We start from the raw sequence: 12,895 nt of genomic DNA, 5'->3' as shown, positions 1-12,895 counted from the left end.
CCCACCATGAGAACAATATTCCGGCTCTTCCAAGAGCACCCGGCATCGGTTGGCGAGAGCTATCTGCAGCATATGTTGTCGTCGTTTTCATTTGGCGCGTCGATGCTGTTCGCATCGATCGCGGCGCTCGTGCACGGCATGCTGCCTTTTCTCTTCGTCGCCACAGGCAGCAACACGATCTCCCGGCTGCATGAGCGCATGGTCACCCATCGCAACCGCGTGGCGTCGCGTCACCGATAAACAAGCCCCCCTTCGACAACAACATGACAAGCTCACTAGCGTCTTCCCTGCTACGCCCGGTCCCCTATATGGGCGTGATCCACGTCGTTCACGAAGCCGTCAAGCTCGGCTTCCGCAACGGTCATCCCGACTGGTGCAACCTCGGCCAGGGGCAGCCTGAAATCGGGCCCATGGCAGGCGCGCCGGAACGGTTGGCTTCACTGCAGTTCGACGTGGCCGATTGCGCCTACGGGCCGGTCGGCGGCATCGATGCCCTGCGTCAGGCGGTCGCGGACGATTACAACCGTCGCTATCGTCACGGCAAGGCATCGCAGTACACGAAGGACAATGTTGCGATTGCGTCCGGCGGGCGGCTTGCGCTGTCGCGCCTGCTCGCCACCCTGGGCGAAATTCGCCTGGGCCACGTCGTGCCCGACTACACCGCCTACGAAGATCTGATCGCTTACCACCGCCATCGCTTCACGCCGGTCACGCTGCCCGTGGGGCCCGAAGACGGCTTTGCCATCCCGGCGCAGGCGCTCGAGGGACTGATCGCAAGGGAAGAGCTGGACGCACTGCTGTGGAGCAATCCCAACAACCCCACCGGGGCCGTGGTACGTGGTGAAGCACTGGCACAGTATGTGGCGGCGGCGCGCAACACGGGCTGCTGGATGCTGCTCGACGAGTTCTATTCGCACTTCGTGTTCGAAGATGGCCATGCCCCCGCGGACAAGCCGGTATCTGCCGCCGAGTTCGTCGAGGACGTGGAAACGGACCCGGTCGTCATCGTCGACGGCTTGACGAAAAATCATCGTTACCCCGGACTGCGCGTGGGCTGGGTGGTGGGGCCGACCGAGGTGATCGACATGATCAGCCGTGCCGCAAGCGCCATCGACGGCGGCCCGCCGACGATCGTGCAACGGCTTGCCGTGCAAGCGCTGCAACGCGACCGTGCGGATCAGGAAACGTCCGCATTGCGGAAGATGTTCGCCAGGAAGCGCCGCATCATGCTGGACGCGCTGACCGACATGGGTGTCGAGATCCCATGCCCTGGCAACGGCACGTTCTATCTCTGGGGCCGGGTGCATCGGCTGCCCGCGCCGCTGAACACCGCGGACACCTTCTTTACGGAGGGTCTCAAGCGCAAGGTCATGACCGTGCCCGGCAGGTTCTTCGACGTCAATCCGGGCAACCAGCGCGCCACCGAATACATCGACGCAAGCTGGGTGCGCTTCTCGTTCGGCCCGCCCGAGCCCAATCTCCGCATGGGACTGGAGCGCCTGGGCGACATGGTCAACAGCGCCAGACGAGGGTAATCCGGATGTCCCCCGATACCTACCTCTCGCACGGCGTGATCGATCCGGACGATTTCGGCGGCGTCGTCAATCCGCCGGTTTTCCATGCGTCGACGGTGACGTTTCGCAATCTCGACGACATGGAAGCGCGCGGGCGTGCCATGTCGGGCGCCGACACGGATGTCATGTGGTACGGCCGCAAAGGCACGCCGACCACCTTCGCGTTGCAGAACGCACTCGCGCAGCTCGAAGGCGGGCACCGTTCGCTGTTAGTGTCGTCCGGCCTGGCGGCGTGTACGAGCGCCATCATGGCATTCGTCAAAGCCGGCGATCACATTCTGGTGAGCGACAGCGTCTATGGCCCGACGCGCCACTACGTCGAAACGGTACTGGCCCGCTGCAACGTGTCAGCGACGTTCTACAACCCCACGCTTGAGTCCGACATCGCGGCCTTGTTCCGTCCGACCACGACGCTCGTGTTCGCCGAGTCACCGGGTTCGCAGACGTTCGAAATGCAGGACATTCCTGCCATTGCGAAGGTCGCACACCGGCATGGCGCGGTCGTCGTCATCGACAACACGTGGGCCACGCCCTTGTTCTTCAAGCCATTCGAGCACGGCGTGGACGTCTCCGTGCATGCGGGGACGAAATACATCGTTGGGCATTCGGACGCCTTGATGGGTGTGATCACGACCAACCGTGAGTCATGGAACACGGTGCGCGACTATGTCTTCGCCACTGGCCAGCACGCGGGCCCGGACGACGTCTATCTCGCGCAGCGGGGCTTGCGGACGATGGCCGTGCGCCTTGAGCGGCATCAGCGTAGCGGACTGGCAATTGCCGATTGGCTGGCGTGCCGCCCGGAGGTGGCCCGGGTATTGCACCCCGGGCTCCCTGGTGCGCCGGGCCACGCCCTTTGGCGTCGGGATTTCACGGGGGCTTCAGGATTGTTCAGCGTCGTGCTCAAGCCCGGATATGGGCGTGAGGCGTTCCGTGCCTTCATCGACGACCTGAAGCTGTTCCGCCTAGGCTTTTCCTGGGGCGGATTCGAGAGTCTGGTGATGCCCTTCGATCCCAGGGAGGAGCGCCCCGCAGCCGCCTGGCCGTATGCCGGCCAGGCATTTCGATTGCACGTGGGCCTGGAGGCCAAGGAGGATTTGATCGCCGACCTGGAAGCCGCGTTCCGCAGACTTGCCGTGCAGTAGCAGTGCCCTCAAAAAAATACCTATTCCTACATTGGAGACAAGACATGAAATCCCTGAAGCTGCTGTTGCAAAGCGCGTGCATCGCGACCCTCCTGATTGTCACGGCGCCCGCCGTGCACGCTGAAGATCTGCTGGATTCGGTCAAAGTCAGCGGTGTCCTGAAAGTCGGCATGGAGGGCACTTACCCACCCTTTGGCTATCGCAATGGCGACGGTCAGCTCGACGGCTTTGACGTGGCCGTAGCCAAAGCCGTGGCCGACAAGATGGGGCTCAAGGTCCAGTTCATCACCACCGAGTGGAGTGGCATCATTGCCGGCCTGCAAGCCGGCAAGTTCGACGTCATCGTCAACCAGGTGGGCATCACGCCGGCGCGCCGCCAGGCTCTGGATTTTACCCAGCCATACGTCTATTCCGCGGTCCAGGTACTTCAGCGCAACAATGACAAGCGCGAGTTCAATTCGCTTGAAGAGCTGAAGGGAAAATCCGTCGGCGTCACGCTGGGCAGCAACTATGCCGAACTGGCGAAATCCGTGCCGGGTATCCTGGTGCAGACCTATCCGGGTACGTCGGAAAACCTGCGTGACCTGGCGGCCGGGCGCATCGATGCGGCCCTCAATGACCGCCTGATGCTGCCATACCTGATCAAGAACTCCAAGATGCCGCTACGCACCGGCGCGCTGCTCGCTGGCACGAAGCTTGAGATGGGAATCCCGTTCCGCAAGGGCAATCCCAAGTTTGCCAAAGCCATTGACGACGCACTGAACGCGTTGCAGCAGGATGGCACGTTGCGCAAGCTGTCCATCCAGTGGTTGGGTACCGACGCCAGCAGACCCGTCGCCCAGTAATCGCTGCCACGCCGGCCGGCTCCTTCCATCGCTGCAGGCCTCGGCCTGGCCGGCCACGCGGCCACTTCTACGGATCGAATCATGGAATCTCTTGATCTAGTCATTCATGCATCGCCGGTACTCCTGCACGGAGCAGTGATCACCGTGAAATTTGCCCTGGCGTCGATGGTCTTCGGCCTGCTGGTCGGGATCGTGGTCGCCATCATGGGTATCAGCACCAGTCCAATCCTCGGCGGCATTGCGCGCGCCTATGTCAGTGTCATGCGCGGGACGCCGCTGCTGGTCCAGATGTTCGTCGTCTACTATGGCCTGCCAGACCTCGGCATTTCCCTGGACCCCACCAGCGCCGGCATTCTTACCCTCACGGCCAATGCCGGCGCGTACCTGTCGGAAAGCATGCGCGGCGCGATTCTCGGTATCGGCAGAGGGCAATGGAGCGCCGCGCACAGCCTCGGGCTGGGCCATCTGCAGACGCTGCGTTACATCGTCTGCCCGCAGGCCCTGCGGCTCGCCGTGCCAAGCCTCGGCAACACGCTCATCAGCCTGATCAAGGATACGTCGCTAGTGTCAGTCATCACCGTGACCGAGTTGCTCAGGTCGTCCCAGGAAATCATCGCATCAACGTTCCAACCGCTTCCCTTGTATCTGTCGGTAGCAGCGATCTACTGGCTGTTCAGCACCGGATTGTCATGGGCACAGCGACGCCTCGAGGCGCGTCTGACACTGCCTGTGACGCGTTGATCTAACGGGTCGGAAACCCGAAGAATGCAATCTGCAAGTAGGAGACAAAACGATGATCGCGCTCGAAGGCGTATCGAAGTGGTACGGTCAGTTCAAGGTGCTTGATGCGTGCAGCACCCAGGTAGAAAAAGGCGAGGTCGTGGTCATCTGCGGCCCTTCCGGATCAGGAAAATCCACGCTGATCAAAACGGTCAACGGCCTCGAGCCGTTTCAGCAGGGCCGGATCAGTGTGGACGGGGTAATGGTCGGTGATCCGAAGATCAAGCTCGCCCAGTTGCGTGCGCGGGTTGGCATGGTGTTTCAGCATTTTGAGCTGTTCCCGCATCTGTCCATTCTCGACAACCTGTCCCTGGCGCAGGTCAAAGTGTTGAAACGCCGCAAAGAGGAAGCACAGGAGAACGGCATGCGCCTGCTCGAGCGCGTCGGCCTGAAAGCGCATGCGCGGAAATACCCCGGGCAGCTTTCGGGCGGGCAGCAACAGCGCGTTGCCATTGCACGCGCGCTGTCGATGGATCCGATCGCCATGCTGTTCGACGAACCGACATCGGCGCTCGATCCCGAAATGATCAATGAGGTGCTGGACGTCATGGTCGAACTGGCACGCGAGGGCATGACGATGATCTGCGTCACCCATGAAATGGGGTTCGCGAAGAAGGTCGCCAGCCGCGTAATTTTCATGGATGGCGGCGCCATCGTCGAGGATACCGGCAAGGACGCCTTCTTCGGCGACCCGAAGTCGGCCCGTGCGAAGGAGTTTCTCGCAAAGATCCTGCATTGACTCACACCCGCTTGCATAAAGGCGGGGGCGGTCGGGGGCGATCAAGGTTCCCGCTGACAACGCCCGCCGCCGCACCGTCCTGGTCCACCTCCCCCAAAGTCGAAATCATGAAGATCTCGGATCGCCTTGCCGCTTTCTCCCGCCTCGATCTGGTCGGCGCGGTCACGCCCCTGCAAAAGCTTGATCGCCTGTCCGGGATGCTCGGGCGCGATATCTACGTCAAGCGGGATGACACCACACCACTTGCGTTTGGCGGAAACAAGCTGCGCAAGCTTGAGTTCCTGGCGGCTGACGCCTTGCGCCAGGGCGCCGATACGCTGGTAACGGCCGGAGCCATACAGTCGAATCATGTCCGCCAGACGGCGGCGCTGGCGGCCCGTCTTGGGCTACGCTGCAACGCGTTGCTGGAGAACCCGACCGGCACGGCAGACGGCGACTACCTGCACAGCGGCAACCGCCTGCTGCTCGATTTGTTCGACGCACAGGCCGAGCCGGTTACTAGTCTCGACAACGCCGACGCACAGTTGCAAGCCCTTGCGGAACGGCTGCGTGGCGAGGGGCACAAGCCGTATGTCATCCCAATCGGCGGGTCCAATCCGCTGGGGGCATTGGGGTATGTACGTGCCGGCCTGGAGCTGGCGCAGCAAGCCGAGGAGATGGGTCTTGCGTTCTCGGCGGTCGTGCTGGCGTCCGGCAGTGCCGGAACCCATGGCGGGCTTGCGTTTGCGCTCGCACACGCGATGCCGGATACACCGGTCGTCGGCGTTACCGTGTCGCGCAGCGTCGCGGCGCAAACGCCGAAGGTGGCTGGGCTGATCGAAGGGACTGCCGCGCTGCTCGATGTCGCGGTGCCGGCAGGGCTGAAGGTCGAGTTGTGGGACGAGTACTTCGCACCTCGCTATGGTGAACCCAACCAGGCGGGACTGGAGGCCATCCGCATCCTGGCAGGTACCGAAGGTGTGTTGCTCGATCCCGTCTATACGGGGAAGGCGATGGCTGGTTTGCTCGATGGCGTCGCGCGCGGGCGTTTTGCTTCGGATGGCCCGGTGTTGTTCCTGCATACCGGTGGTGCGCCGGCGTTGTTTGCGTATCGCAATGCAATCAATACAGGTCCGAGGGACTAAAGCGGGAACGGAGGGGAAGTCGACACCACCGCCCAGCCCCGCCGCGGCAACGCGAAGCGCGGAGCCAAAAGACAAGGCGCCTCGAGGGCGCCCTGTATGCTCGATTAAAAGCGGATTACACGTTACTCCCACTCAATCGTCGCCGGCGGTTTCCCCGACACGTCATACACAACCCGGTTCAGGCCACGTACTTCGTTAATGATCCGGTTAGAGCAACGGCCCAGCAGCGCATAGGGCAGGTGCGCCCAGTGCGCGGTCATGAAATCGGTGGTCTGCACCGCGCGCAGCGCCACGACGTAGTCGTAGGTGCGGCCGTCGCCCATCACGCCCACGGACTTGACCGGCAGGAACACGGCGAAGGCCTGGCTGGTCAGGTCGTACCAGCTCTTGCCGACCTGGTCCGGCTCGCACACGCCCGCGGCGGCGTCCTGTTCGGTGGCGATGGTCTTGCGCAGTTCTTCGATGAAGATGGCATCGGCGCGGCGCAGCAGGTCGGCGTAGTCGCGCTTGACTTCGCCCAGGATGCGCACGCCCAGGCCCGGGCCCGGGAACGGGTGGCGGTAGACCATTTCCGGCGGCAGGCCCAGGGCCACGCCCAGCTCGCGCACTTCGTCCTTGAACAGGTCGCGCAGCGGCTCCAGCAGCTTCAGGCCCAGCGTTTCCGGCAGGCCGCCGACGTTGTGGTGGCTCTTGATGGTGGTGGCCTTCTTGGTCTTGGTGCCGCCCGACTCCACCACGTCCGGATAGATCGTGCCCTGCGCCAGCCACTTGGCGTTGGTCAGCTTCCTGGCCTCGGCCTGGAATACTTCGACGAACTCGCGGCCGATGATCTTGCGCTTCTGCTCGGGATCGGTCACGCCGGCCAGATGGCCGAGGAACTGATCGGAGGCGTCGATATGCACGACCTTGGCGTGCAGGCGGCCGACAAACATTTCCATCACCAGCTTGCCTTCGTCCTGGCGCAGCAGGCCGTGGTCGACGAACACGCAGGTGAGCTGATCGCCGATGGCGCGGTGGATCAGCGCCGCGGCCACCGACGAGTCGACGCCGCCGGACAGGCCCAGGATGACTTCTTCATCGCCGACCTGCTCGCGGATCTTGGCAACTGCTTCCTCGATATGGTCGCGCATGACCCAGTCAGGCTTGCAGCCGGCGATGCCGAGCACGAAGCGCTCCAGCATCTGGCGGCCCTTGGCGGTATGCGTGACCTCGGGGTGGAACTGCACCGCGTAGTAGCCGCGCGCCTCGTCGGCCATGCCGGCGATCGGGCAGCTGGGGGTGGAGGCCATCAGCTTGAAGCCCGGCGGCAGGCCGGCAACCTTGTCGCCGTGGCTCATCCAGACCTTGAGCATGCCATGGCCTTCCGGCGTGCGGAAATCCTCGATGTCCTTGAGCAGGTTGGTGTGGCCATGGGCGCGCACCTCGGCGTAGCCGAATTCGCGCTGGTCGCTCCACTCGACCTTGCCGCCCAGCTGCACGGCCATGGTCTGCATGCCGTAGCAGATGCCCAGCACCGGCACGCCCAGGTCCCACACGGCTTGCGGCGCGCGCAACTGGTGGTCTTCATAGGTGCTGGCGTGGCTGCCGGACAGGATGATGGCCTTGGGGGCGAACTCGCGGACGAAGTCGTCGGAGACGTCGTTCGGGTGGATCTCGCAATAGACGTGCGCCTCGCGGACGCGGCGGGCGATCAGCTGCGTGACCTGCGAGCCGAAATCAAGAATGAGGATTTTGTCGTGCATGATGGGCCGATGGCGTGTCTTCCGGAATGGGCTCGGTCACGACTTCCGTGCCGGGGCCATAGCCCGGCGGCGGCGTGATGACCGGCTCGCGCCGGTATTCTGGGGTATTCGTTGGGCGCGCCACGGGGGCGACGCCGGGTTCCTTGCGGACTTCCTTCTTGTGTTCCTGTTCCTGCAGTGCGCGCTCGGCCTTCAGCTGCCTTTCGCGGTTGCGCACGCGCCTGGAAGCGGGAATCTGCACCAGCGCAAAAAACGCCAGCACCACTGCCATCACCGGCAGCCAGATCTTGCCCGCGCCGACCAGCGGCAGTTCCATGAACACCATCCAGGCAATGATCAGCACTGCGCTGGCCAGGTTCACATAGCCGGCTGTGCGCGCCACTGGCACCGTCAGCTGGCCGTTGAATGTTGCCTGCCACAGCAGCGCGGCCAGGCCGACCAGTGCCACGCCCAGCAGCTGCCCGAACAGGGCCGGTTGCGGCTGCGGCAACTGCAGCGCCGCATACAGCGTGGTGAACGGGGACATCAACAGCAGGATGCCCAGCATCAAATCCACCAGGGCATCAAAAAACAGCACGGCTCGCAGCAATACCTTCATTGGCGCTCCTCGTCATGGGCCTGGCCGATGGTGCGGCCGGCGGGTGCGGCCCACGTTCAGGCAACACCGGCTTGGCGAGCGGCCGGGCCGGATGGCATTCCGGTCAGGCGAAGGCGCCGCCCGCGGCAATGCGCCCTCGCCCCGACGACGTTGCGGCCGCGCACCGCCGCGAGGCGACGGGCGCAGCCGCTGCGCCTCAGTCGATATGGTAGTTCGGCGCTTCCTTGGTGATCTGCACGTCGTGCACGTGCGATTCACGCATGCCGGCTGCCGTGATCTGGACGAACTGGGCGCTCTCGTGCCAGTCGGCAATCGACTTGCTGCCGCAATAGCCCATCGAGGCACGCACGCCGCCGGTCAGCTGGTGGATGATCGCCATCACCGAGCCCTTGTACGGCACGCGGCCTTCAATGCCTTCCGGCACCAGCTTGTCGACGTTGGCGGTGTTGTCTTCCTGGAAGTAGCGGTCTGCCGCGCCATCCTTCATCGCACCCACCGAACCCATGCCGCGGTAGCTCTTGAACGAACGGCCCTGGAACAGGAAGGTTTCGCCCGGCGCTTCCTCGGTACCCGAGAACATGCCGCCCATCATCACCGTGTGGGCGCCGGCCGCCAGGGCCTTGGCCACATCGCCGGAGTAGCGCACGCCGCCGTCAGCGATCAGCGGCACGCCGGTGCCCTTGAGGGCCTCGGCCACGTTGGAAACCGCCGTGATCTGGGGCACGCCCACGCCGGCAACGATACGCGTGGTGCAGATCGAGCCCGGGCCGATGCCGACCTTGACGCCGTCGGCGCCATGCTCGACCAGCGCACGCGCGGCATCGCCGGTGGCGATATTGCCGCCAACCACCTGCACCTGCGGGAAGTTCTGCTTGACCCAGCGCACGCGGTCCAGCACGCCCTGGCTATGGCCGTGCGCCGTATCCACCACAATCACATCGACGCCGGCCTTGACCAGCAGTTCGACGCGCTCGTCGTTGTCCGGGCCCACGCCGACCGCGGCGCCCACGCGCAGCTGGCCGCGCTCGTCCTTGCTGGCGAGCGGATTGTCCACTGCCTTCTGGATGTCCTTCACCGTGATCAGGCCGCGCAGCTCGAAGGCCTGGTTGACCACCAGCACGCGCTCAAGGCGGTGGCGGTTCATCAGGCGCTTGGCTTCTTCCAGCGTCGCGCCTTCGGCCACGGTCACCAGCTTTTCGCGGGGCGTCATCTTGGCGCGCACCGGGGCGTCGAGCTCTTCCTCGAAGCGCAGGTCGCGGTTGGTGATGATGCCGACCACGGCCTTGCCTTCCAGCACCGGGAAGCCGGAAATGCCATGTTGCTGCGACAGCGCGATCACATCGCGGACCTTCATGTCCGGCGAAATGGTGATCGGATCACGCAGCACGCCCGACTCATAGCGCTTCACGCGCGCGACTTCGCGGGCCTGGTCGGCGGGCTTCAGGTTCTTGTGGACGATGCCGATACCGCCGGCCTGCGCCATGGAAATCGCCAGGCGGGCTTCCGTCACTGTGTCCATCGCCGCGGATACCAGCGGGATGTTCAGTTCAATGGAGCGGGTCAGGCTGGTGCGGAGGGAGACATCCCGGGGAAGGACGGCCGAATAGGCCGGGACGAGCAGCACGTCATCGAATGTGAGTGCTTTCTGGACAAGACGCATAGCAAATCCTCTAGGCGCAAAACCGAATTATACAGGAATGCGCGCTTTGCTGATGCACTGCAATGGGCTTTCCTGGAAGCGGTCTGCTATGCTCGTCGTCCTTTTATTCGGGCGAACGCGAAGCATGGGAATCGGCGTATTGTGCGGGCTGCTGGCAGGCGCCTTCTGGGGCATGGTCTTTATCGCCCCCAAGCTGCTGCCCGTGTTCTCGCCGTGGGAGCTGGCCATCGGCCGCTACCTGGCCTACGGCCTGGTCGCCTTCGTGGCCGCGCTGCCGCTGATGAAGCGCATCGCGCGCAAGCTGACCCGGGCGGACTGCGTGGCGCTGCTGCGCCAGGCCTTCACCGGCAACCTGCTCTACTACGTGCTGCTGGCCTTCGGCGTGCAGCTCGCCGGGGTGGGTCCCACCTCCCTGATCATCGGCATCCTGCCGATCTCGGTCACCATCATGGGCCGGCGCGACCACGGCGCCATGCCGCTGTCGCGGCTGGCGTGGCCGCTGCTGGTGGTGGCCGCCGGCATCGCCTGCATCAATATCGACCTGTTCGGCGGCGGCCAGAGCGCCCACGCGGCGGCAGCCGGCGCGGCAGTCCGGCCGGTCTGGCAGAAACTGGCCGGGGTCTGCTGCGCAGCCGGCGCGCTGGTCTGCTGGACGCTCTACGCGGTCGATAACGCACGCTACCTGCAGCGCAACCCGCACTACAGCGGCAATGAATGGTCGGCGCTGTACGGGTTGTCGACCGGCGCGGTGTCGGCGGTGCTGGCCGTGATCGGCTGGGCGCTGGCGGGCGACACGCTGACCGCGGGCGACAGTGGCCGTGACTGGCAGTGGTTCTGGATGGTCAATGCCGCGGTGGCGCTGGGCGCATCACTGATCGGCAACAACCTGTGGAACATCGCCAGCCGGCGCCTGCCGCTGACGCTGTCGGGCCAGATGATCGTGTTCGAGACGCTGTTCGCGCTGGCCTACGGTTTTGTCTTCGACCACCGCTGGCCGCGGCCGCTGGAAATCGCCGCCATTGTGTTGCTGATGGTCGGCGTGGCCTGGTCGGTGCGCTTGCACGCCACCGACAAGTCTGCGTAGACTAGCGAACGATGGCGCGGGGGTCACACGCGCCACGAACAACAGCTTTACCAGGGTCAAACCGGCGCTACGCACCTGATACCGGGCGGGCGCCAAGCCATCGCCGCGGCTGTCCTGCCGCGGCATCGCCATGCGCCCAGCCGGCGGCCCAGCACGATTCCAGCCGCACCAGTTACTTCCGAGTCACTTTAAGACGCCTCGCCATGAAACGATCGTCCGCGCTGTGCCTGCTTGCCGCCGCCACTCTCGCCGTTCCCGTCCAGGCCCTTGCCTACTGGCAATGGCGCGACGCCAACGGCCGCATGGTCTACAGCGACGTGCCGCCGTCGGCGGCGGCAGCCAAGGTGCTGCGCGCCCCGGGCCGCTTCGCCGGCGAGCTGCAGCCGGTGGAGGCCGCCAATGCCGGGGCGCCCGCCCCTGCTGCCCCGGCTCCGGCCAAGCCCGCCGCGGCCCCGGCGCCGACGCCCGAAGAAGCCTTCCAGAAGCGCCGCGAGGCCAGCCTGAAAGCCGCTACCGAAGAGGCCCGCAAGGAAAGCGAGGCGGCCGAGCGCGAGGCCCGCTGCGCGCAGCTGCGCAACTACGCCAACGGCCTGCAGCAAGGCATGCGCGCCGCGGTGGCGGGTCCGGACGGTTCGCTGCAGCACCTGAACAGCGACCAGCGCCAGGCCGAGGTGCTCAAGACCAACGCCAGCCTCGAGAAGAACTGCAGCTGAAACCAAAGAAAAACGGGGCGCATCGGCCCCGTTTGCATGCCTGGCAGGCTCGGCTCAACCGCTGCCGCGCAACCACTTCTGGCCTTCGCGCGTGCCGCCCGCGCGCTGCTTCTGCACGCGCTTGCGGCGCGCCTGCTTGGGATCGGCGGTCAAGGGCCGGTAGACCTCCACGCGGTCGCCTTCGCGCACCACCGTCTCCGGCGTCTTGAGCTTGCCGAAGATGCCCACCCGCATGGTCGACGGGTCCACCTCCGGACAGGCCTGCTGCAGCCCGGAGCCGACTATGGCCGCGGCAATCGTGGTGCCGGCTGGCACGTCGATCTCCTTCAGGAAGACGCTATCGGGCCGCGCATAGCAGACCGCGATATGCACCGCCCCCGCGCCGGCGTCAGTTGGCGACATAGACCACCTCGGCCCGCTTGACGAAGGCGTCGACAAAGGTATTGGCAATCATGCTGAAGACCGGGCCGATGATTTTTTCCAGCAGCAGGCTGGAAAACTCATAGTGCAGGTGGAATTCGATCTTGCAGGCGTCTTCGCGCAGAGGCGTAAAGCGCCATGCGCCGTTGAAGGTCTTGAACGGCCCGTCGGCAAAGGTCATGTCGATGCGGGTGGGGCGTTCTTGCGTATTGCGGGTGTGGAAGAACTGCTGGATCCCCTTGAAGTGGATATGGATCTTGGCGTCGAGCATGGTATCGGTCTGCTCGAACACCTCCACGCCACCGCACCATGGAAGGAACTTGGGATAGTCCTCCACGCGCGTGACCAGGTCGTACATCTGCGCGGCGGAGTAGCCGAGCAGCACGGATTTATGGACGTCTGCCATGTAGTGGGCAATCTGGCTTCCGGCCACGCCGTGCGCAACGCGCGGCAGCATGAGCCGGTACCGGG

At 64.7% G+C, this 12,895-nt stretch carries 14 protein-coding genes; 9 read left to right on the top strand and 5 right to left on the bottom strand.

Features of this window, described 5'->3' with window-relative positions:
• Positions 1–6: 6 nt before the first annotated feature.
• The 7 genes from AC3WLE_RS20665 to AC3WLE_RS20635 all read left to right on the top strand — a co-directional run bounded on the left by AC3WLE_RS20665 (position 7) and on the right by AC3WLE_RS20635 (position 6,207).
• Positions 7–240 (top strand): DUF6356 family protein, encoded by a 234-nt coding sequence (locus AC3WLE_RS20665; RefSeq protein ID WP_492344790.1) that lies wholly within the window; start codon positions 7–9, stop codon positions 238–240.
• Positions 241–308: 68 nt separating this feature from the next.
• A complete protein-coding gene (locus AC3WLE_RS20660; protein WP_492356852.1) occupies positions 309–1,535 on the top strand; it encodes a pyridoxal phosphate-dependent aminotransferase in 1,227 nt (408 codons plus the stop codon).
• 5 nt (positions 1,536–1,540) lie between these two features.
• On the top strand, positions 1,541–2,719 hold the full coding sequence (gene metC / locus AC3WLE_RS20655) for a cystathionine beta-lyase (protein ID WP_492356853.1): 1,179 nt from the start codon (positions 1,541–1,543) through the stop codon (positions 2,717–2,719).
• 44 nt (positions 2,720–2,763) lie between these two features.
• Positions 2,764–3,564, top strand: a complete 801-nt coding sequence (locus tag AC3WLE_RS20650) for a transporter substrate-binding domain-containing protein (RefSeq protein ID WP_316149854.1) — start codon at positions 2,764–2,766, stop codon at positions 3,562–3,564.
• 81 nt (positions 3,565–3,645) lie between these two features.
• On the top strand, positions 3,646–4,305 hold the full coding sequence (locus AC3WLE_RS20645; RefSeq protein WP_492317823.1) for an amino acid ABC transporter permease: 660 nt from the start codon (positions 3,646–3,648) through the stop codon (positions 4,303–4,305).
• Positions 4,306–4,357: 52 nt separating this feature from the next.
• On the top strand, positions 4,358–5,083 hold the full coding sequence (locus AC3WLE_RS20640) for an amino acid ABC transporter ATP-binding protein (RefSeq protein ID WP_492317824.1): 726 nt from the start codon (positions 4,358–4,360) through the stop codon (positions 5,081–5,083).
• Positions 5,084–5,190: 107 nt separating this feature from the next.
• Positions 5,191–6,207 carry a D-cysteine desulfhydrase gene (locus AC3WLE_RS20635; protein ID WP_492317825.1) on the top strand — a complete coding sequence of 339 codons (1,017 nt, stop codon included), beginning with the start codon at positions 5,191–5,193 and terminating at the stop codon, positions 6,205–6,207.
• Positions 6,208–6,329: 122 nt separating this feature from the next.
• On the opposite strand, the gene guaA is transcribed toward AC3WLE_RS20635, so the two are convergent.
• The 3 genes from guaA to guaB all read right to left on the bottom strand — a co-directional run bounded on the left by guaA (position 6,330) and on the right by guaB (position 10,207).
• The gene (guaA, locus tag AC3WLE_RS20630; RefSeq protein WP_492340331.1) at positions 6,330–7,949 is read right to left on the bottom strand and encodes a glutamine-hydrolyzing GMP synthase; all 1,620 of its coding nucleotides are present in this window, start codon (positions 7,947–7,949) and stop codon (positions 6,330–6,332) included.
• On the bottom strand, positions 7,924–8,547 hold the full coding sequence (locus tag AC3WLE_RS20625; RefSeq protein WP_492356854.1) for a hypothetical protein: 624 nt from the start codon (positions 8,545–8,547) through the stop codon (positions 7,924–7,926). The genes guaA and AC3WLE_RS20625 overlap by 26 nt, the downstream gene beginning before the upstream one ends.
• Before the next feature lie 196 nt (positions 8,548–8,743).
• On the bottom strand, positions 8,744–10,207 hold the full coding sequence (gene guaB, locus AC3WLE_RS20620) for an IMP dehydrogenase (protein WP_010809576.1): 1,464 nt from the start codon (positions 10,205–10,207) through the stop codon (positions 8,744–8,746).
• 124 nt (positions 10,208–10,331) lie between these two features.
• Here guaB and AC3WLE_RS20615 point away from each other — a divergent pair, with 124 nt between their 5' ends.
• Together AC3WLE_RS20615 and AC3WLE_RS20610 are read left to right on the top strand one after the other, a co-directional pair.
• Entirely contained in the window at positions 10,332–11,291 is a 960-nt protein-coding gene (locus tag AC3WLE_RS20615) for a DMT family transporter (RefSeq protein WP_492317827.1), read from the top strand.
• Positions 11,292–11,494: 203 nt separating this feature from the next.
• Positions 11,495–12,004, top strand: coding sequence for a DUF4124 domain-containing protein (locus AC3WLE_RS20610; protein WP_492317828.1), 510 nt, complete (start codon positions 11,495–11,497; stop codon positions 12,002–12,004).
• Between the two features lie 54 nt (positions 12,005–12,058).
• Here AC3WLE_RS20610 and AC3WLE_RS20605 read toward each other — a convergent pair whose 3' ends face one another.
• Both AC3WLE_RS20605 and AC3WLE_RS20600 read right to left on the bottom strand, forming a co-directional pair.
• Positions 12,059–12,406, bottom strand: coding sequence for an RnfH family protein (locus AC3WLE_RS20605; protein ID WP_492317829.1), 348 nt, complete (start codon positions 12,404–12,406; stop codon positions 12,059–12,061).
• On the bottom strand, positions 12,393–12,830 hold the full coding sequence (locus AC3WLE_RS20600) for a type II toxin-antitoxin system RatA family toxin (protein WP_010809580.1): 438 nt from the start codon (positions 12,828–12,830) through the stop codon (positions 12,393–12,395). Before AC3WLE_RS20600 ends, AC3WLE_RS20605 begins: the two co-directional genes overlap by 14 nt.
• Positions 12,831–12,895 lie beyond the last annotated feature (65 nt).

This window comes from Cupriavidus sp. FW306-1B-F12B (assembly GCF_058781795.1).
Note: the sequence above shows the minus strand (reverse complement) of the source record. Positions and strands in the feature narration are given on the sequence as shown.